The organism is Pseudalkalibacillus berkeleyi (assembly GCF_021608225.1).
Lineage (GTDB): Bacteria > Bacillota > Bacilli > Bacillales > Fictibacillaceae > Pseudalkalibacillus > Pseudalkalibacillus berkeleyi.
Genome location: NZ_JAKIJS010000001.1, coordinates 2480351 through 2502056, shown reverse-complemented (window position 1 = coordinate 2502056; position 21706 = coordinate 2480351). Strand labels below are relative to the sequence as shown.

Genomic DNA, 21706 nt, shown 5'->3' with positions numbered 1-21706 from the left:
TTCCACAGGATGTGGTGACTTCAACGTTCACCACAGGACGTGGTGGTAATTAGTTGAAGTTCCTTAGTTCCCTCGCTCTGCGGGGTCTTCAGTCTGTTGCTTTTCCCGCAGGAGTCGCCGCCTTATGCTTCTATTTCTTTAAACATCAACAATGAAAGCTAACAAAGCCTATCTTTTAAGATTTTACTATATAAAAAGGAGAATGAATCATGAAACAAAGACCATTACCGGCACATTTAAGGAAATATGTTGTAGAGCAGCATCATGAACAGTATTCACCGATCGACCATTCTGTTTGGCGTTACGTGATGAGACAAAACCATAACTTCTTAAAAGATGTAGCTCATGAAGCTTATACGGATGGTCTCGTTTCATCAGGAATCAAAATCGATTCCATACCGAAAGTGGACGACATGAATGAAAGTCTCAAGCCTTTTGGATGGGGAGCCGTTACAATAGATGGTTTCATCCCTGCAGTCATGTTTTTCGATTTCCAAGCGCATGGTTACTTACCGATTGCGACAGATATCCGAAAGCTGGAGAACATTGATTACACACCTGCACCTGATATCATTCATGAAGCTGCTGGTCATGCGCCGATTTTATGTGATTCGACATACGCAGAATTCGTCAAGAAATTTGGAGAAATTGGCTCAAAGGCACTTGCTACTAAAGAAGAGCACGAACTTTTTGATGCAATCCGTACGCTATCTGCGCTTCTTGAAGATGGATCTGTTCCAGAGCAAGATATCGAAGCGGCGCGTGCAAATTTTAAAGAGAAACAAGAAGCGGTTACTGAAATATCAGAGGCGGAACAAATCTCTAGGTTATACTGGTGGACAGTGGAATTCGGCATGATCGGAAGTGTCGAGAAACCTGTTTTATACGGAGCAGGTCTACTATCTTCAATTGGGGAAAGTGTGTCGAGCCTTTCAGAAGAGGTTACAAAGCTTCCGTTTGAGTTGGACACCGTCATCAATACTGGGTTTGATATTACGACGCAACAGCCTCAATTATTTGTTTGTAAAAACTTTGATCAACTATTAGATGCTGTTGAACAATTTTCAGAAACGATGGCATTCAAGGTCGGTGGAACGGAGAGCTTGGAGAAAGCAGTTCGATCTGCAAACACTTCGACATCTGTTTTCAGTTCAGGACTCCAAGTAACAGGGACAGTATCAGAGTTAATCAAGGACGATGATGGGGAAGCAATCTTTATGAAAACTTCAGGTCCGACAGCATTGTCAGTTGATGATGAGGTCATTGATGGGCATGGTAAAAATGTTCACACAGAAGGATTCAGCTCGCCAATTGGAGACGTAGTTACCTCTGAAAAAGCACTTGAAGATTGGACGGAAGCTGAGTTTTCTGAGCAAGGCATCCAAGTGGATGAAGCATTCACGTTAGAATTTCAATCAGGTGTGATGGTGGAAGGCATCCTCGATCATGTTGTTCGAAAAAATGATAAAGTCATACTGATAGGCATTAAGAACGCGCAAGTCTCTCATAATGGATCCGTTTTATTCGAAAGCGGGGAGGGCGTGTTCGATATGGCTGTTGGAACAGAGATTACGTCAGTATTTGCTGGCGCTGCTGATAGTGAGCATTTCTTTGGTGGAGATGTGAACGAAGAGGTTGCTCATGTTGAGGAAAGAGAACTTACACCATTAGAGCAGTTATACGGAAAAATTCGTAAAATACGAGAGGAAGAGCAGACACCTCAGGAAATCATCGCAACGATTAATCATGTCGTGCAAGAATTAGAAAGCTTTCCGGAGGATTGGCTACTACGCCTGGAAATCGTTGAGATTCTAACACAAAAACCTTTATTGCCAACGACGAAGCATAAATTGATGAGTGACTTGGAACAAATGAAACACCAGCCGAAATTGAAAAAGTGGATTGATAACGGACTACATTTGATCAAAGTCCGTAAATCAGCTTAACACCACAAATCGAGAAAGAACCAGAGTGGGCACGTCGTCACTCTGGTTCTTTCTCGTCTACTCAACTTTAAGGGGTATCTCTATAATATTAATTTCCGATCCGTCTTTTGCACTTTCAACGAACACTTTAAGCACTAATTGGTCAGACACACTTTCAGGAACCGAGATGGTTTTTTCAAAATCTCCCCAAGCTGGTGCACCTTCAGATGCCATAAGGAAATCAGATTCAATAACGTTCTCTCCATCCTTCAATTCATACTGAAAACTTGCTTCAAAAACGCGTGCTTTCCCTTTGAAGAGAAATTCTCTACTAACCATTTCGTTTGGTCGAGGACTTTCAATTTTAAAAGCATCGTTTTCTGCTGGTGCTTCTGGAGTTGGATCTTTCTTTTGATCGTCTCCATTTTGCTGATCTTCAGTAACGGGTGTCTCAATATCTTGATTAGAATACATTTGATACGCGCCCAAACCAAGCATCACGACCAATACCATCACTAAGATTCGCTTCACTCATAACCCCTCCTTACAACAGTTTATGTTGTTCAGCAGAGATTAAAGCCGCTTCGTTTTGATAAAAAAAGGATCGACCTTTAATCGGTCGATCCTTTTGGAGTTGCGTTATTTTGTTACTGGCTGTTGTAGAACATCGTCAATTAAGCCATATTCTTTTGCACGTTCTGCGCTCATGAAGTTATCACGGTCTGTGTCGCGTTCAACAACTTCAACTGGCTGTCCAGATCGATCTGCGATGATTTGGTTGATCTTTTCTCGCATTTCAATAATACGACGCGCGTGAATTTCAATGTCAGCAGCTTGCCCTTGTGTTCCACCAAGTGGTTGGTGAATCATGACTTCACTGTTTGGAAGAGCGTAACGTTTACCAGGCTCACCTGCTGTAAGTAAGAAGGCACCCATTGATGCTGCCATACCGATACAGATTGTGCTGACTTTCGGTTTGATGAATTGCATCGTATCAAAAATCGCCATACCTGCAGTAATCGATCCACCCGGGCTGTTAATGTAAAGAGAAATATCCTTTTCAGGATCCTCTGCAGCTAAGAATAATAACTGTGCAACAATTGAATTTGCTACGTTATCATCAATCGCGCTTCCGAGCATGATGATACGGTCTTTTAGAAGGCGGGAATAGATGTCATAAGCACGTTCTCCGCGGTTCGTTTGTTCAATAACTGTTGGGATTAAGTTCATTTCAGAAATCCTCCTCTTTCCATAAGTATGTTTATGGTTTAATTTCATCTTACTCAAAAGGTCAATATAGGTCAAACCTTTCGGCTCCTACAACACTGAAAATCGTTCGACGTTTTTTTTAATGCTCGAATGTTCAAGGACCTAAAGCTTTATGTAAGATAGCTATGTATACATCATACCATTTTTCCCGTTCCGAGCCGATTTAAACGTCCTATCTCTAGAAATATGTGGCTTTCTGTCCGCGGTAGCAGCTCAATCTGGAAATGGCGGACAGAAAAGGGGTGTTACTATCCGTGGTAGCAGCTCGATCTGGAAATGGCGGACAGAAAAGGGGTGTTACTGTCCGCGGTAGCAGCTCAATATGGAAATGGCGGACAGAAAAGGGGTGTTACTGTCCGCGGTAGCAGCTCGATCTGGAAATGGCGGACAGAAAAGGGGTGTTACTATCCGCGGTAGCAGCTCGATTTGGATATGGCGGACAGAAAAATGGCCCAGAGTTGTTCACTCTGAGCCTCTTGCTAGTACCGAAATCAGCGTTTCCTCTTTTTCAGGGTACGACCGAAAGATTTTGTTTCATTTATTTAGGATTCTTCTGTTTCTTCTTCATCTGTGTTGTTGTTTTCTGTGATTGTAGTTGTGTCTACATCAAAACCGAGAAAGTCTTTAAGGGCTTGTGAGTTTTTCTCAAAATCAAGCTGCAAAATTGAGCCAGCAGAATTTGAAGTCTCTTCGAATCCACCTTCAACAGGGATTTTCATCGTTTCAATATCACCTTTGTTAAGAATCACATCTTTTGCTAATCCAATTGCAGTAAATGATTTCATATTCGTATCAATATAAGGTTGGATGGTGCCAATCACTTTAGGTAATTTGCTTATACCATAAAGACTAGTGAATTCATCCTTCACTTTTGAAACCACTTTCTGCTGGCGTTCAACACGTGCATAGTCACCTCTTGCGTCATGTCGAAAACGTGCATAACCCAATAATTCTTTTCCGTTTAACCTCTGTACTCCAGGTTGTAGAGTGACACCGATGTTTGTTGACATTCTTTTTTCAACATCCATTTCGATCCCGTCTGGTGCAATGGTATCAACAATTTGTTCAAATCCTTTAAAGTCGACCAGCGCATAATAATGAATATCGATATCAAAATTTTCTTTGATTGTTTGTCGCAATAATTCAGGTCCTCCGTGGAAGAAGGCAGCATTGATTTTATTGTTTTTATAACCTGGAATCTCGACATATGAATCACGCATAATAGAGACAAGCTTAGCTTTATTCTCGTCTGTATCGTATTGAGCAATCATAATTGTATCTGTTCTCGAGCTTTCATCTTCTTCTCGAGCATCGACACCTAACAACAATACATTATACTTTCCTTTAACTTCAGGGGCGTTGAATTCATAGTTGTTGTCCATTTCCTTTGAAGGATCTGCTTGTTGTAATCCTAAGTAATATTGAATGGCCGCGTATCCAGCAACAGCTATAAATAAAATCACTAAAAATAAGAGAGTTTTCTTTAGAAAACCGCCTTTTTTCTTTTGCTTTTTCCGATCTATACGTGAAGGCATTACTCTTTCACCACCATAAACGATAAAATGACATACTAGCACTAAATTATATCATATCTTGTAAAGATTTGTATGAACTTGGGAGAAAATTTTTCATTAATAATTTACCTTTGTAGTATCCCCTGAGTACAGATCAGATAGTGATATTGCTTACTTTTGAAAGCAATTGATCATTGGTACTGCTTCAATAAATTACAATATTTTTGTGATCCGATTTCAATATGGAATCGTTTGCTAATTAAAGATATGTAATATACCTTTAATATAACATTAATCGACAAAAATGGAGGGGACTATTTTTATGTTTAATAAAAGGACACCACTGTATTTCCTGTCACTTCTCTTATTAGCAATTCTTGTAGCTTGTGGATCAGAAGACAGCCCAGAGACGAAGAATAACGAGGAACCAGAATCGACAGAAGAACAGCAAAGTGATGGAGATGATCAGTCAGATAGCAAGTCGAACGATCAAGATGCAACGATGGATAAAAACACGATCGAAATCGTTGCGACTGAAATGAAGTTTGAACCGTCAACAATTACTTTGAAAAAAGGTCAAGAATATGAGTTTGTATTGAAAAATGAGGGACAAGTGTTTCACGATTTTGTGGAAAAAGAACTAGATGTTGAGATGACATTTATGAGTGACATGCCAGACCACCCGGATAAAACTTCTATGCTGGATCGATTGCTAGGCACGAAAAAAGCTTACGCACACGGAGATCAAATGGATATGAAGACACTTCATATGAATGCAGAACCTGGTCAGACTGTCAGCATTAAGTTTATTCCTAAAGAAACTGGAACTTTTGAATTTTATTGTAGCGTTGCCGGACATAAAGAAGCTGGAATGAAAGGTACCATAACGGTAGAAGAATAAATGGAGCGAACAAAGAGTGTCCGAACTGGGCACTCTTTTTCTTACTATTTTGATTCGTTTTATTTTTCATATGTAAATATTACATAGTGATAAAGCGCATTCATATTTGATATGATGGGAGTAGGGAGGTATTGTTATGGAACTTGGTTTATTTCAAACACAATCGTTGAAACTTGTCATGACAAATGAGTTGCGACAAGCGATCACGATTTTACAATACCCAACACTTGAGCTATCTAACTTTTTACAACAGCAAGCTACGGAAAATCCGATCATAGAGTTGATTGAGAAGCCATTACCTACTACCAAAATGAGTGACCGTGCTGAAGGTTCAGACACATGGTACTACGGTGAAGATGACACTCATCCGATCAATTATGTGAAAGCTGAAGAACCATCACTGCAAGACCATCTTATTGAACAATTAGCTTGGCTGGACATTTGCGATCAAGAAAAAGCCGTTTCCGAATATTTGATTTACTGTTTAGATGAGAACGGCTATTTAGATTGTAGTTTGGATCAACTGCAAATTGAACTTGGAGTTTCTGAAAGTCTCGTCATAAAAGCACTAGAAAATGTGCAGCAGCTTGAGCCGATTGGAGTAGGTGCAAGATCTCTTGCTGAATGTCTTAAAATACAGTACAACGCTCTTAATGAAAACTCGATACACGTTCAGGCAATCCTGGAAGATCATCTCCAAGAGCTAGCCGATCGAAAATATAATGAATTATCGAAAAAACTACAAATATCCTTAGAAGAATTGAAGCAGGCTGAAGATACAATTCGTTCTTTGAATCCTAGGCCGTGTTCGGAGTACAACCATAGCCGGAGTGAATGGGTCCAGCCTGAATTTTTCATAGAAAAGAATAATGCTGGGGAATATAAATTACGGATGAATGAAGAGTTAGTGCCTGAAGTCACTTTGAATGATCGTTACTTCCGAATGTTAGAACGTCATTCAGATGCTAAAGCTTATTTAGAGCGACAACTACAAAAATATGAGTGGTTAAAACGAAGCCTAGAACAGAGACGCCAAACGCTTGAGCGTCTCGGTGATTATTTAGTTGATAAGCAACATGATTTCTTCGAGCAAGGTTATGAAGCTTTGAAGCCGATGACCTTGAAAGAAGTAGCAGAAGCGATTGAGGTGCACGAATCGACGATCAGTCGAGCTGTGAAAAATAAAACAATTCAAACACCGAGAGGAACGATTACACTAAAATCATTGTTCACCTCGAAGATCGACAATGGACATCATTCAGAAGATACATCCTCCGCTCAGGTCAAGATAAAAATTAAGCGAATGATTGAAGAAGAGAGAAAGCAAAAACCACTCTCTGACCAAAAAATTGCAGACAATTTAAAGAGTGATGGAATTGCAATATCGAGGAGAACGGTCGCAAAATACCGAGAGGAACTACGAATTCCTTCCTCTTCGAAAAGAAAATCACTTGTCGTATAATAAAGATGGGACAGATAACCATGTTCCATCTTTTCATTTACATAAAAGGAGTTCGATTAGATGCTAACTGTCCATTTTTATACGAAAAAACAGTGTCCATTATGTGATTATGCGCTCATTATCCTTGAGGATCTTCAAGAGGAGCTTGGTTTTCATATTGAAGAAAGAGATATTTATGAAAAGGATGAATGGCTCGAAGCTTATGGACTAATGATTCCTGTTGTCCAAGTGGAAGGTAAAGACATACAATATGGTAAATTAGATCGAATTTCACTTAGAAAACGCTTACTTACATTTTTTTAGTGTTATGAGTTGAACATCTACAGAAGACTTGCTATTATACTACTTGAAAGGTCGTTATATTTTTTTACACAGATTGGGACATAATATGACTAACCGGGACAAAATTAGTCCTACACTCTCAAAAAGGGGAGTTGCGATGGAACCGATCATTGAGTTACAAAGAAAATTATTGCCAGATTTAGTGGATGTCATGCAAAACCGTTATCGAATCCTTCAAAATGTGAGATTCCTACAACCGATTGGAAGGCGCAGTCTAGCGACGAACCTTCAACAAACGGAACGGGTGCTTAGAGCCGAAGTAGAATTCTTAAACAAACAAGGGCTATTGAATATTTCAACATCAGGTATGACTTTAACTGATGAAGGTAATGATATTCTCTTAGAACTTGAAAATGTAATGAAAGAAGTTTCGGGTCTTCATGTTTTAGAAGAGCGATTACGGGAAAAATTAAAGTTGGCAGAAGTGATTATCGTTCCTGGTGATAGTGATCGAGATCAATGGGTGAAAACAGAAATGGGAAAAGCAGCGGTCAATCGGCTTTTACCATTGTTGAAATCTGAGAGAACGATCGCAGTTACAGGTGGAACGACACTAGCGGCAGTGGCTGAAATGATGAAGCCATTACCGAATAGAAAAAGACCTTTAATTGTCCCAGCTCGAGGCGGACTAGGTGAGCATGTCGAGAATCAAGCAAATACAATTTGTTCAACAATGGCTCAGAAAGCGAATGGAGAGTATCGCTTATTGCATGTCCCCGATCAATTAAGCAAAGAATCTTATCAGTCCCTAATTGAAGAGCCAGGTGTAAAAGATGTTCTTGAACAAATTCGTTCAGCAGGAATCGTCATTCACGGTATAGGTGAAGCTACAACGATGGCAGAACGAAGAAATTCATCATCGATCGTTTTTCAAGAAATTGAGAAACAAAATGCTGTTGCTGAGGCATTTGGCTATTATTTCGACCAAGATGGAACCATTGTACACAAGCTGAAAACAGTAGGCTTACAGCTTGATGACCTGACAGACGACAAAACGATTTTTGCCGTAGCAGGCGGAAGCAGTAAAGCAAATGCAATCGCAGCATATATGAAACGTGGACCTCGCCAGATCTTAATTACGGATGAGGGCGCAGCAAACGAGTTATTATAGGAACGATTGCTATCCGGTGATCGTTACCTCTTAAAATAGATTCAAAAATACTTAAGGTATATATTCCAAGGAGGAGTTATTAATATGGCTACAAAAATCGGAATTAACGGATTTGGACGTATCGGACGTAATGTATTTCGTTCAGCTTTAAACAATAAGGACGTTGAAGTGGTTGCAGTAAACGACTTGACGGATGCAAACATGCTTGCACACCTACTTCAATATGACACAGTTCACGGTAAGCTTGATGCGAAAGTAGAAGTAAACGGTGAAAACCTTGTAGTTGATGGTAAAGAAATTAAAGTACTTTCTGAACGTGACCCAGCCCAACTAGGATGGGGAGATCTTGGTGTTGAAATCGTAGTTGAATCAACTGGTCGCTTCACACAACGCGACGATGCAGCAAAACACATTGAAGCAGGTGCGAAGAAAGTTGTCATTTCTGCTCCAGCGAAGGATGAAGACATCACAGTTGTTCTTGGTGTAAACGAAGAAAAATACGATGCAGCTAGCCACAATGTAATCTCAAATGCATCTTGTACGACAAACTGTCTTGCACCACTTGCAAAAGTTTTGCATGACAAATTCGGATTGAAGCGTGGAATGATGACAACAGTTCACTCATACACGAATGACCAACAAATCCTTGACCTTCCGCATAAAGACTACCGTCGAGCACGTGCAGCTGGAGAGAACATCATCCCGACAACAACTGGTGCTGCAAAAGCGGTATCCCTTGTCCTTCCTGAGCTTGAAGGCAAGTTGAACGGAATGGCAATGCGTGTTCCAACACCGAACGTATCTCTAGTTGACCTTGTAGCAGAGCTCGATACAGATGTAACGGTTGAAGAAGTGAACGCAGCATTTAAAGAAGCTTCTGAAACAAACTTGAAAGGTGTGCTTGGATATAGTGAAGAGCCACTTGTATCAACTGACTACAACGGAAACCCTGATTCTTCCACAGTAGATGCACAATCTACAATGGTTATGGAAGGAAACATGGTCAAAGCAATTTCATGGTACGACAACGAAAGCGGATATTCTCACCGTGTTGTTGATTTGGTTGCTTTCATCGCATCTAAAGGATTGTAAAAGTGACAGAATTATTAACGTCGAATTTCATCGTTACTCGGTTTTACCGGTCCTCATGTATTAAAAGCATACACTCCGGTCCTCAAAACCATCGTGCCTTGAACTTCTCGTTTCTAATTCGTCACTAAAAAGATAAGGTTGTTTTTCTATCGAAAAACTGTACCTGAATCATAAGTTTATATAGAATGTGGGGGAGGGGTAATTTTTACTCCTCTTTTCACGTGTACTTAGCCGATTTTAAGTAATTGCTCTGATTAAACAGGGCGATGAATGTTCGTTGGATGATTTATCGTGCAAACTTACACATTTATCGTGCAAAACCCCGATTTTATCGTGCAAAGATGGCTTTTTATCGGACAAAACTTTAATTTTATCGAACATTTGAATGAATTCAGTTATTTAAGGAGGCTTTCCGAATGCAAAAACAATCGATCCGAGATATTGATGTGAATGGGAAAAAAGTGTTCTGTCGTGTAGACTTCAATGTACCGATGAAAAATGGTGAAGTGACAGATGACACGAGGATTCGAGCTGCTCTACCAACGATTCAACACCTCGTAGAACAAGGTGCAAAGGTTATTCTTGCGAGTCACTTAGGACGTCCGAAGGGTGAAGTAGTCGAGGAATTACGACTCGATCCAGTTGCGAAACGATTAAGTGATCTACTGAACCGCACTGTTACGAAAACAGATGAAGTTTATGGTGAGGAAGTTGAGAAAGCAATCTCTACCCTTGATCTTGGCGGCGTTCTATTAATCGAAAATGTCCGTTTCGAAGCGGGAGAAGAGAAGAATGACGCGGAACTTGCAAAAGCATTCGCTAACCTCGCAGACTTTTATGTGAACGATGCGTTTGGAGCAGCACACCGTGCACATGCTTCAACAGAAGGTATCGCGCATCATCTACCTGGCGTGGCTGGATTTTTAATGGAGAAAGAGCTTGAGGTTCTTGGAAAAGCATTAGCTGAGCCAGAACGCCCATTTACTGCAATTATTGGTGGCGCAAAAGTAAAAGACAAAATCGGTGTCATTGACAATCTATTAGATAAAGTCGATAACTTGATCATCGGTGGCGGTTTAGCTTACACATTTGTGAAAGCTTTAGGGCATGATATCGGAAAGTCACTATTAGAAGAAGACAAAATAGATCTCGCGAAAACATTTATGGAAAAAGCAGAACAAAAAGGCGTGAAGTTCTACCTACCTAAGGATGCAATTGTTGCGGATGACTTCTCCGGAGATGCGAATACGAAAGTCGTCTCTATTGATGAAATCCCATCTGATTGGGAAGCGCTTGATATAGGTCCAGAAACCCGAGATGAGTACAGAACAGTGATTGAAGGTTCGAAGCTTGTAATATGGAATGGACCGATGGGTGTATTCGAAATTCCGGCATTTGCAAATGGTACGAAAGGTGTAGCAAATGCACTTGCTGACGCAAAAGATACGTACAGTGTAATTGGTGGTGGAGATTCTGCAGCAGCAGTTGAGAAATTCGGACTAGCTGATCAGATGAGCCACATCTCTACAGGTGGCGGTGCTTCTCTTGAGTTTATGGAAGGGAAAGTACTACCTGGAGTGGCAGCACTAAACGACAAATAATAATCTGCGAATTTCGTTGTTACTTGGTTTTACCGGTCCTCCGACGTACAGGATGTACTAGGGCCGGCGTTGTCACAGGACGTGGCGTTTTTAGCCGGTTTCATATCCTGAACTATCCGGTCCTCAAAACCTGCGTGCCTAGAACTTCTTGATTCTAATTTGTCTTTAAAGAATATTTAATAGTTGAAGAAAGGTGGTCCTTAAAGATGCGTAAACCGATTATCGCAGGAAACTGGAAGATGCATAAGACATTAGAGGAGTCGAAAAGCTTTGTTAAGGAGATCAGTCAATTGATCCCAGATCAAGAAAAAATCGATTCAGTTATTTGTGCGCCTGCATTATTTCTAAATGCGCTTGTGAACGAAACGACAGATTCCAAACTTCATATTGGTGCTCAAAACATGCATCATGAGGAATCAGGAGCTTTTACAGGTGAAATTAGTCCTCTTGCTCTTAACGACATGAACGTTGAATATGTGATACTAGGTCATTCTGAGCGCAGAGAAATGTTTGGTGAAACGAATGAATCCGTTAATAAGAAAGTACATGCAGCCTTTAAGTACAATTTAGTGCCTATCGTATGCGTAGGCGAGTCACTGGAGCAACGCGAAAGTGAAGAAACCAAACCTCATGTCAAAAAACAAGTTGAGCTTGCACTAAGTGGCTTGTCTGAAGATCAAGTTCGCGAAGTTGTGATTGCTTACGAACCAATTTGGGCAATCGGAACTGGAAAATCAGCTACTTCTGAAGATGCAAATGAAGTTTGTGCATATATTCGTAATGTTGTAGAAGAAAAGTATTCGAAGGAAGTTGCAGACAACGTCCGAATCCAATATGGTGGAAGTGTGAAGCCTGAAACGATTGGAGAATTAATGAGCCAATCTGATATTGATGGAGCACTAGTCGGTGGAGCAAGCTTAAAGCCACAATCTTTCCTACAATTGTTGGAGGTTGTTCATAATGGCTAAAAAACCAGTCGCGCTCATCATTTTAGATGGGTTTGCATTACGGGATGAAACAAAAGGGAATGCGGTCGCCCAGGCTAACAAGCCGAATTTTGATCGCTACTGGAATGCGTTTCCTCACGCTCAACTCCAAGCGAGTGGAGAAGCGGTTGGCCTTCCTGAAGGTCAAATGGGGAACTCGGAGGTCGGTCACCTGAATATCGGTGCAGGCCGTGTCGTCTATCAAAGTTTGACCCGAGTAAACCTATCTATTAAAGAAGGCGAATTTTATGAAAATCAAACCTTCTTAGATGCGATGGACCACGTAAAGAAAAAGGATTCAGCGCTCCATATATTTGGTTTGCTATCTGATGGTGGTATTCACAGTCATATTGATCATCTTTATGCATTGTTGAAGCTTGCATCCGAACAAGACGTCGAGAGAGTTTATATCCATGGTTTCTTAGACGGCCGTGATGTTGGACCACAATCAGCCAAACAATATATCTCAGCTTTACAAGAAAAAATGGCCGAATTTGGTGTTGGGGAATTTGCGACAATATCAGGTCGGTACTATTCGATGGACCGTGATAAGCGGTGGGACAGAGTGGAGCGTTCGTATCGTGCAATGACATACGGCGAAGGCCCATCCTACAACGATCCGATCGAAGTAGTAGAAGATTCTTACCAAAATGATATCCATGATGAATTCGTACTACCATCAGTCATTACGAAGGATGACGGTTCACCGGTTGCGACGATTGAGGACGATGATGCGATCATCTTCTTTAACTTCCGACCTGACAGAGCTATCCAGATTTCTCAAGTATTCACGAATGACGATTTCAGAGGGTTTGATCGAGGAGAAGGTCGTCCGAAAAACTTACACTATGTATGTTTGACCCAGTTCAGTGAATCGATTGATGGAGAAGTCGCATTCAAACCGACGAACCTAGATAACACGCTAGGTGAAGCACTAGCTCAACAAGATTATAAACAGCTTAGAATAGCTGAAACCGAGAAATACCCACATGTGACGTTCTTTTTCAGTGGAGGTCGTGAAAAAGAGTTTCCTGGTGAGGAACGGATATTGATTGATTCTCCAAAAGTCGCAACCTATGACTTACAGCCTGAGATGAGTGCTTATGAAGTAACGGACGCGTTGCTTGATGAGTTGAATGCGGACAAGCATGATGTCATCATTTTGAACTTCGCAAATCCGGACATGGTTGGTCATTCAGGTATGCTTGAACCAACGATTAAAGCGATAGAAACGGTCGATGAATGTCTTGGTAAAATTGTTGATCTCATCTTAGAAAAGGATGGAGCAGCGATTATCACAGCAGACCATGGTAACTCTGATGAAGTCATGACGACAGAAGGAAAACCGATGACAGCCCATACAACGAACCCTGTACCCGTTATCGTAACGAAAAAAGGTGGAGAACTACGAGAAGACGGAATTCTTGCAGATCTATCACCGACGATTCTAGATCTTTTAGGCGGTAAGCAGCCGAAAGAGATGACAGGTAAAACTTTATTAAAGTAGTTGCTTTGAGATTTTATTAGAAGCGAAATTCATGAGACTCCTGCGGGAAAAGCGGACCAAGCGAGACTTCTTAAAGAACGAAGTGATCTAAAAGGCTCGCGGCGGTTTTGTCTAGCTACATCGCCTAAGTGCTCGAGGTCGCTTCAATTCCTCTTACAACACCATAACCGTGTTGGTTTGAGGAACCTCCAGCGCTCTTACTACCAGCATAAGTGCAACTAAGGCAGAAGCTTCCACTAGAGGATATGCATTGCCAAGTTTTCTTTATCGCACCTGAACAAGGCGATTCCGCATTTCCATACCCGCGGAAAGCGAGTTGAATTTCGTAGTAAATAAATGACTATATAAAATTAGCTTTTAAAACAAGGAGATGAATGTTATGCCATCAAGTATTATTAATATTTTTGCTCGTGAAGTATTAGATTCTCGTGGTAACCCGACTGTAGAAGTTGAGGTTTGGTTAGAATCAGGCGCTCGTGGTCGTGCACTCGTACCAAGTGGCGCTTCAACTGGAGAGTACGAAGCTGTAGAACTTCGTGACGGTGACAAAGATCGTTATCTAGGCAAAGGTGTATTAAATGCTGTAAATAACGTAAATGAACTCATTGCACCTGAACTTGTATATTTCGATGCACTTGACCAAGTTGCAATCGACAAGCAGTTGTTAGAGCTCGACGGTACTGAGAACAAAGGAAAGTTAGGCGCTAACGCAATCCTTGGTGTATCCATGGCAGTGGCACACGCAGCTGCAGACCACCTTGGTGTACCACTTTACAACTATCTTGGTGGTTTCAATGCAAAATCACTTCCAACACCAATGATGAACATCTTAAACGGCGGAGAGCACGCAGATAACAACGTAGATATCCAAGAATTCATGGTTATGCCTGTCGGAGCAGAAACATTCCGTGAAGCACTTCGTGTTGGGGCTGAAATTTTCCACACATTGAAAAAAGTATTAAAAGACAAAGGCTTGAACACAGCTGTTGGAGATGAAGGTGGATTTGCTCCGAACCTAGGATCTAACGAAGAAGCAATCTCAACAATTATCGAAGCCATTGAAAAAGCAGGCTACAAGCCAGGCGAAGAAGTGAAGTTGGCATTAGATGTTGCATCTTCTGAGCTTTATAAAGATGGCAAGTATCATCTTTCAGGTGAAGGCGTTACGAAGACATCTGAAGAAATGGTTGCTTGGTATGAAGAGTTGTCATCTAAATATCCAATCGTTTCAATTGAAGATGGCCTAGACGAAAACGACTGGGACGGTTGGGAAAAGCTTACGGCAGCAATCGGTGACAAAGTCCAGCTTGTTGGAGACGACCTGTTCGTAACGAACACTGCGAAACTTTCTGAAGGTATCGAGCGCAAAGTCGGTAACTCAATCCTAATTAAAGTGAACCAGATCGGTACATTGACTGAAACATTTGATGCAATTGAAATGGCGAAGCGCGCAGGATACACTGCAGTCATCTCTCACCGTTCTGGTGAAACAGAAGATAGCACAATCGCTGACATCGCAGTTGCGACAAACGCGGGTCAAATTAAGACTGGTGCACCATCCCGAACGGACCGGGTAGCAAAATACAACCAGCTTCTACGTATCGAGGACGAGCTCGACTACGCAGGACACTATGCTGGGGAAGATGCATTTTACAACATTAACAAATAAGCAATAGAAAAACCCCGATTGGACAGCCGCCAATCGGGGTTTTTAATGCTTTTGTCTAAAGGTACATAAACCACTTTATCGTGCAAAAGTTGGAATTTATCGTGCAAACTCGGGAATTTATCGTGCAAAACTCGCATTTTATCGATCAAACATGCAGATTTATCGTGCAAAACTCATGATTTATCGATCATCTCCAATAAAAGAGGCTGACTTTAGAAAAGTCAGCCCCATTAGGAAGTGGGTCAGCTACATGTCTTCGTTGTCGGCATGTACGTCGCTTCGCTGTGGTTCAATCCCACTATCAGCTTGTGCAATGAGAATATCGAGCGGCTGGAAGGCGTCGCTTTGAACGGTAAATCCAGGATTCATATTCGTCGCGGTTTGTAGTTCCTGATTCTTTTCGATATTTGGATCTTTCTTTGTCATTGCAGTTCACCTCCATATCACTAATATGGATTTTGATGGGTAAAATTATGTTGTTCATCATTTACCAACGAATTTAGGTCATACTAAGGGATAACTGCCATCCGAAGGAGAAAATGATATGACACTTGTCCGATTAGGTTTTGTTGCAATGGCATTAAGTCTGCAAAATTCTTCCCCGTCACAAACAATGACATACAAAACTTTTTCAAATACCGAAAATAAAGAAGCTGCGATGCTGAAGCTTGAGCGGATTACAAAATCCAATCTTTCCAATACACTTAGGATTTTACGGCATAATGCAGCACATGATATAAAATTTTACCGGATGACATCCAGGTTAGTACCGCTTGCTACCCATGAAGCTTTATCAGATTGGGACTACTTGAATGCAATTGAGGAAGAATTAGCAGAAATCGGCCAATTTGTAAAAGAGAAAGATATGAGAGTAGATTTTCACCCGGATCACTTTGTATTGATCAATTCTCCCAAAAAAGATGTACTGAAGATGTCGATCAAAACACTTCTCCTACATAAGCAACTGCTCGATGGAATGAACCTCGATCCACTGCACCGTTGTGTTTTACATGTTGGGGGTATGTACGGGGATCGTCAGCTAGCCCTAGAGCGGTTTGTTGAGAACTGGATGATCGTTCCTCGAAGTGTTCAAAGACTACTTATACTTGAAAATGATGATAAGTCTTTTCACTTGGAAGACACCTTGTATTTATGTGAGAAATTAGATATTCCGCTTGTGTTCGATTACCATCATCATCTAGCTCATCATGAAAACAAGCATTGGGAAGAGCACTGGGAACGAGTCACAAAGACATGGTCCCACTCACCATTTGCAGTAAAAATGCATATCTCAAGCCCTAAAAGTGAAAAACAATTCCGTGCGCACTCTGACTTTGTAGATCCAGATATGTTTATGGATTTTCTTAATAAAATCAAAGGCAGTGTTGAACAAATTGATTGTATGATTGAAGCGAAGAAAAAAGACGAAGCATTATTTAAATTGATGCAAGACTTGAAAACATACAACAACATTGAAATCATTGATGGTGCAAGCTTTTATATAAAATGAGTGAGTCTAACACTTTCTAGATCAGTTGAAGGTGTAGGATTGATGAAACGAAACGATACCCAGCGTAACCCCTTGCGCCACATGGGATGGAAAAAGGTGTCTGACACTTGCAAATTATGTTGAAAATTTCCGCATTGTTGTGGTACATTTATAATACTGGATTGTGTCGTTGGAGGTGGATTAAGTGGAAACATTCTTGTTGGTCTTATTGATCATTGATGCAATTGCATTAATTACTATTGTAGTCCTTCAGTCTGGTAAAAGTGCTGGGTTATCTGGTGCAATTACAGGTGGAGCAGAGCAATTATTCGGAAAACAAAAAGCTCGTGGAATTGATGCAGTGTTTCAAAAAGCTACCATTATTCTTGCCATTTTATTTTTCATACTAACAATTGTATTAGGTTATATTTATTAATAACGACGAAAGAACAGCAAGTATCATGCTTGCTGTTTTCTTGTTTTTCAAAAAAATAAGACATTGCTTAAAAATGCGAAATTCACTCCCTTTCCGCGGGCGATCCGCAAGCCTCCTCGCTCACTTGCACAAGATGATGTTTACGACACAAAGTTCACTGTGGGGTCTCGCCTGGCTTGCTTTTCCCGCAGGATAAGGAACGCTTCGGAAGCGTTACATCGCACGAAGAAAATGCGAATTTCATTTTCGAGGAGTGTCGCAAATTTCGCTTTCTACTGTACATACGTTTTAACAATTCGGACAAGGGGCAAACTATAAGAAAGAATAAAGGAGTTCGACCCATGATTGGTTGTTTATGTCTACACGGTTTTACCGGGGGTCCTTATGAGGTAGAGCCGATTGTACGATATTTAAGAGAAAATACAGATTGGATCGTCGAATCTCCCACTTTTCCGGGACACGATACAGGTGGACGGATGAAATATGTTTCCTTCGATAAATGGATCCAGACGGCAGAAATGGAACTTAGGGCTTTAGAAAGGCAGTGTGACACAATCTACATCATCGGTTTTTCCATGGGTGGGATGATTGCTGGTTATTTGTCGGCATCACATAAAGTAGATAAACTCGTTCTTATGAGTGCAGCTGCCTATTATGTCAGTCCATGTCAGCTTTTACAAGATATTAAAGCGATGGTTATTGATTTATCAAAAGGTAAAATTAAAGATAATGAGTTATTTCAACGCTATCTCCGGAAGTTTAAAATGACCCCGATGTCGATGACGTTCCAATTTAGAAAACTCATTCACAATCTTCGTCCCTATATCAAAAAAATCGAAACGCCCACGCTCATCTTACAAGGAGAGTGCGATGGGGTTGTACCTAAGAAAAGTGCTCAATATATATATGATTCTATTCAGAGTAAGAAGAAACAACTCGTTTTTCTTCCTCAATCAAAACATATTATTTGCCAGGATATTGAACAAGAAGACGTCATACATCACGTCTTTCATTTTCTAACAGATACAGAAGCAATTGAAGGAGAGGAAACATCATGAAAATCGTAACACCAAAACCGTTTTTCTTTGAAGGTGGGGATCGTGCAGTTCTGTTACTACACGGTTTTACAGGAAATTCGGCTGACGTACGTATGCTAGGAAGGTTCTTACAAAAGCAAGGGTATTCTTGCCTCGCGCCTCATTATAAAGGGCACGGTGTTCCTCCAGAAGAGCTCGTTCATACGGGACCAGATGATTGGTGGAAAGACGTTATGGACGCTTATAATGAACTGAAGGAAAAAGGATACGAAGAGATTGCAGTTGCTGGGTTATCACTAGGTGGGGTCTTTTCATTAAAACTCGGTTATACAGAGCCGGTAAAAGGGATCGTACCGATGTGTGCTCCTATGCACATAAAAAGCGAAGAAGTTATGTATGAAGGTGTACTTGATTACGCTAGGGAATTCAAAAAATACGAACAAAAGTCTGAAGAGCAGATTGAAGAAGAGATGGAAGCCTTCCAAAAGACGCCGATGAAAACATTGAAGGCGCTACAGGATCTTATCTCGGATGTTCGTTCAAACATAGATATGATTTACACGCCTACGTTTGTTATTCAAGCGAGAAATGATGAAATGATTAACACGGAAAGTGCAAATATTATTTATGAGTCGATTGAATCTGACCAGAAGGATTTAAAGTGGTACGAAGAATCTGGTCACGTCATCACATTAGATAAAGAGAAAGAACAATTACATGAGGATGTTTTAGCATTTCTCAATACACTCGATTGGACAAAGTAACTACATTTTATTATTCAACATGATTACGTTGAAGGAGGGATTGAACTATGGATCAAGATAGAATTTTAGCATTTATGAGAGAAGAAGCTTATAAACCATTAACCGTACAAGAGCTAGAGGAACAACTGGGTCTTGAAGGTGCGGATGATTTTAAAGAACTTGTTATTACATTGAACACGATGGAAGAAAACGGCGAGGTTGTCCGTACCCGCAGCAATCGATACGGCGTACCAGAACGAATGAATCTGATAAAAGGAAAGCTACAGGGACATGCGAAGGGCTTTGCCTTCTTACTTCCTGAACAAAAAGGGCAGAAGGATGTTTTCATTCCACCTTCTGAATTGAACGGTGCAATGAGCAGCGATACCGTACTCGTCCGCATTTCAAGCAGACCTGGAGATGCAAAGCCAGAAGGAACTGTCATCCGAATCATTGAGCGTGGTGTGACACAGGTTGTTGGAACGTTTATAGATAGTAAGACATTTGGATTTGTCGAAGCGGATGATAAGCGAATCCCAAATGATATTTTCATTCCGAAAGAATCGATCAATAATGCAATTGACGGCCATAAGGTTCTTGTAAAAATTACAGGATATCCAGAGGACCGATCAAGTGCAACTGGAGAAGTCATTGAAATTCTTGGGCACAAGAACGACCCAGGCGTTGATATCCTGTCGATTATTTATAAGCATGGACTACCGAGAGACTTTCCAGCTGAGGCCTTAGAACATGCAAACTCAGTTCCAGATGAAATTGATCCGGCAGACCTTGGAGACCGCCGTGACTTACGAGAAGAAACGATCGTCACAATTGACGGGGCAGATGCAAAAGATTTGGATGATGCGGTAAATGTCGTCAAGCTCGACAACGGCAATTACAAGCTCGGTGTCCATATCGCTGACGTCAGTCATTACGTCACAGAAGGCTCACCAATTGATGAGGAAGCGCTAGAGCGCGGAACATCTGTGTACTTAGTAGACCGGGTGATTCCGATGATTCCACACCGTTTATCAAATGGAATCTGTAGTTTAAATCCGAAGGTCGATCGACTGACACTTTCGTGTGAAATGGAAATCAACGCGAACGGTGATGTCGTCAATCACGATATTTTCCAAAGTGTAATCCGTACAAATGAGCGAATGACGTATACAGATGTTCGTAAAATTTTATTGCGAGAAGACGATGAAGTACTGGAGAAGTACAAGGACCTCGTACCATTTTTCGATCAAATGGGTGAGCTTGCAGAAATTCTCCGTAAAAAGCGTTTTGAACGTGGTGCGATTGACTTCGATTTCAGTGAAGCGCGTGTGCTCGTTGACGAAGAATCTAAGCCAGTGGACGTTGTTTTACGAGATCGATCTGTTGCCGAAAAATTGATTGAAGAATTCATGCTTGCAGCGAACGAAACCGTTGCCGAGCACTTCCACTGGATGAAAGTACCGTTCATGTACCGAATTCACGAAGATCCAGACGAAGAAAAGCTCACGAATTTCCTTGAGTTCATCACAAACTTTGGTTACGTAGTTCGCGGATCTGCGAATTCCATCCATCCACGTGCTCTTCAACAAGTATTAGAAGAGGTACAAGGTGAGCCTGAAGAAGCAGTCATTAGTAAGGTCATGCTTCGATCAATGAAGCAAGCTCGATATGAACCTGAAAACCATGGACATTATGGATTATCGACGGAGTTCTATACACACTTTACTTCACCGATCCGTCGTTACCCTGACTTAATCGTCCATCGCCTCATTCGAACGTATTTGATTGAAGGAAAAGCAGACGAAAAGACAAAGAATCATTGGGGTGAACGTTTGCCTGAAATCGCACAACATGCTTCTGAGCGTGAACGACGAGCTGTTGATGCAGAACGTGAAACAGACGATCTGAAAAAAGCAGAATACATGGAAGATAAAGTCGGCGAGGAGTATGAAGGTGTCATCAGTGGTGTAACCAACTTCGGATTATTCATTGAACTTCCGAATACGATCGAAGGACTTGTCCACGTCAGTTATTTAACCGATGATTACTATCATTTCAACGAACAGCAATACGCGATGATCGGTGAACGAACTGGGAATGTATTCCGAATCGGTGATGAAATTAAGATTCGTGTGCTCGCTGTTAATGTTGAGGAACGTGCGATTGACTTTGAAATTGTCGGTATGAAAGCACCAGCTCAGAGAAGACGAAAGGAACGACCACGTGTGATTTCTAGTGGTGGTAAGAGCCCGACGAAAGAAAAGAAGAGAGACAATAATCGGAACGGGAATTATTCATCTCGAAAAAAGAAAGGCAAAGGCGATAAGCCATTCTACAAAGACATACAGAAGAAAAAAGGGAAAAAGAAGAAGCGTAAATGATGGAATGACCTCATTCAGATGCTGGATGAGGTTCTCTCTTTTTACGGAGTGCATCGGTGAGATGTCTAGCTTCAGCGCCCAGTCACTTGGATCATTTCAGCCCTCTTGCGGCAGCGACAGCCTCCTCATCGGACTTCCAATGACCTACGTTAGTAAGGAACTTCGACTAAAATCCACCACGTCCTGTGGTGAACGTCGAAGTCAACACATCCTGTGCAAGTCAGGGCGCTTGCGCTTTTCT

At 41.2% G+C, this 21706-nt stretch carries 19 protein-coding genes; 15 read left to right on the top strand and 4 right to left on the bottom strand.

Going from position 1 to position 21706, the window contains the following annotated elements:
• Positions 1-206 precede the first annotated feature (206 nt).
• A complete protein-coding gene (locus tag L2716_RS13145; protein ID WP_236337871.1) occupies positions 207-1946 on the top strand; it encodes an aromatic amino acid hydroxylase in 1740 nt (579 codons plus the stop codon).
• 57 nt (positions 1947-2003) lie between these two features.
• On the opposite strand, the gene L2716_RS13140 is transcribed toward L2716_RS13145, so the two are convergent.
• The 3 genes from L2716_RS13140 to L2716_RS13130 form a co-directional block, all read right to left on the bottom strand.
• Complete coding sequence (locus L2716_RS13140; RefSeq protein ID WP_236336184.1) at positions 2004-2456, bottom strand: Gmad2 immunoglobulin-like domain-containing protein; 453 nt, start codon at positions 2454-2456, stop codon at positions 2004-2006.
• Between the two features lie 108 nt (positions 2457-2564).
• A complete protein-coding gene (gene clpP, locus L2716_RS13135) occupies positions 2565-3155 on the bottom strand; it encodes an ATP-dependent Clp endopeptidase proteolytic subunit ClpP (RefSeq protein ID WP_236336182.1) in 591 nt (196 codons plus the stop codon).
• Between the two features lie 581 nt (positions 3156-3736).
• Positions 3737-4729, bottom strand: a complete 993-nt coding sequence (locus tag L2716_RS13130; RefSeq protein WP_236336176.1) for an LCP family protein — start codon at positions 4727-4729, stop codon at positions 3737-3739.
• A 301-nt stretch (positions 4730-5030) separates the two neighbouring features.
• Here L2716_RS13130 and L2716_RS13125 point away from each other — a divergent pair, with 301 nt between their 5' ends.
• The 9 genes from L2716_RS13125 to eno all read left to right on the top strand — a co-directional run bounded on the left by L2716_RS13125 (position 5031) and on the right by eno (position 15379).
• Positions 5031-5609, top strand: coding sequence for a cupredoxin domain-containing protein (locus L2716_RS13125; protein WP_236336167.1), 579 nt, complete (start codon positions 5031-5033; stop codon positions 5607-5609).
• A 136-nt stretch (positions 5610-5745) separates the two neighbouring features.
• Positions 5746-7071, top strand: a complete 1326-nt coding sequence (rpoN, locus tag L2716_RS13120; protein ID WP_236336152.1) for an RNA polymerase factor sigma-54 — start codon at positions 5746-5748, stop codon at positions 7069-7071.
• Positions 7072-7131: 60 nt separating this feature from the next.
• Positions 7132-7374, top strand: a complete 243-nt coding sequence (locus L2716_RS13115; protein WP_236336150.1) for a glutaredoxin family protein — start codon at positions 7132-7134, stop codon at positions 7372-7374.
• A 136-nt stretch (positions 7375-7510) separates the two neighbouring features.
• Positions 7511-8524 (top strand): sugar-binding transcriptional regulator, encoded by a 1014-nt coding sequence (locus L2716_RS13110; protein ID WP_236336148.1) that lies wholly within the window; start codon positions 7511-7513, stop codon positions 8522-8524.
• Between the two features lie 84 nt (positions 8525-8608).
• Positions 8609-9616: a type I glyceraldehyde-3-phosphate dehydrogenase gene (gene gap / locus L2716_RS13105; protein WP_236336138.1), complete on the top strand. Its 1008-nt coding sequence runs from the start codon at positions 8609-8611 to the stop codon at positions 9614-9616.
• A gap of 416 nt (positions 9617-10032) precedes the next feature.
• Entirely contained in the window at positions 10033-11217 is a 1185-nt protein-coding gene (locus tag L2716_RS13100; protein WP_236336128.1) for a phosphoglycerate kinase, read from the top strand.
• 206 nt (positions 11218-11423) lie between these two features.
• Positions 11424-12185 carry a triose-phosphate isomerase gene (gene tpiA / locus L2716_RS13095; protein WP_236336126.1) on the top strand — a complete coding sequence of 254 codons (762 nt, stop codon included), beginning with the start codon at positions 11424-11426 and terminating at the stop codon, positions 12183-12185.
• The gene (gene gpmI, locus L2716_RS13090) at positions 12178-13710 is read left to right on the top strand and encodes a 2,3-bisphosphoglycerate-independent phosphoglycerate mutase (RefSeq protein ID WP_236336124.1); all 1533 of its coding nucleotides are present in this window, start codon (positions 12178-12180) and stop codon (positions 13708-13710) included. The genes tpiA and gpmI overlap by 8 nt, the downstream gene beginning before the upstream one ends.
• Positions 13711-14089: 379 nt before the next feature.
• Positions 14090-15379, top strand: a complete 1290-nt coding sequence (gene eno / locus L2716_RS13085) for a phosphopyruvate hydratase (RefSeq protein WP_236336109.1) — start codon at positions 14090-14092, stop codon at positions 15377-15379.
• Positions 15380-15625: 246 nt separating this feature from the next.
• On the opposite strand, the gene L2716_RS13080 is transcribed toward eno, so the two are convergent.
• The gene (locus tag L2716_RS13080) at positions 15626-15805 is read right to left on the bottom strand and encodes a hypothetical protein (RefSeq protein ID WP_236336107.1); all 180 of its coding nucleotides are present in this window, start codon (positions 15803-15805) and stop codon (positions 15626-15628) included.
• Positions 15806-15923: 118 nt separating this feature from the next.
• On the opposite strand from L2716_RS13080, the gene uvsE reads away from it, so the two are divergent.
• The 5 genes from uvsE (at position 15924) to rnr (ending at position 21465) form a co-directional block, all read left to right on the top strand.
• Positions 15924-16889, top strand: coding sequence for a UV DNA damage repair endonuclease UvsE (gene uvsE, locus L2716_RS13075; RefSeq protein WP_236336103.1), 966 nt, complete (start codon positions 15924-15926; stop codon positions 16887-16889).
• Between the two features lie 184 nt (positions 16890-17073).
• Entirely contained in the window at positions 17074-17304 is a 231-nt protein-coding gene (gene secG / locus L2716_RS13070) for a preprotein translocase subunit SecG (protein WP_236336080.1), read from the top strand.
• Positions 17305-17645: 341 nt separating this feature from the next.
• Complete coding sequence (locus L2716_RS13065; protein ID WP_236336060.1) at positions 17646-18362, top strand: alpha/beta hydrolase; 717 nt, start codon at positions 17646-17648, stop codon at positions 18360-18362.
• Entirely contained in the window at positions 18359-19105 is a 747-nt protein-coding gene (locus L2716_RS13060) for an alpha/beta hydrolase (protein ID WP_236336057.1), read from the top strand. Before L2716_RS13065 ends, L2716_RS13060 begins: the two co-directional genes overlap by 4 nt.
• 47 nt (positions 19106-19152) lie before the next feature.
• Entirely contained in the window at positions 19153-21465 is a 2313-nt protein-coding gene (gene rnr / locus L2716_RS13055) for a ribonuclease R (RefSeq protein ID WP_236336055.1), read from the top strand.
• Positions 21466-21706: the final 241 nt, after the last annotated feature.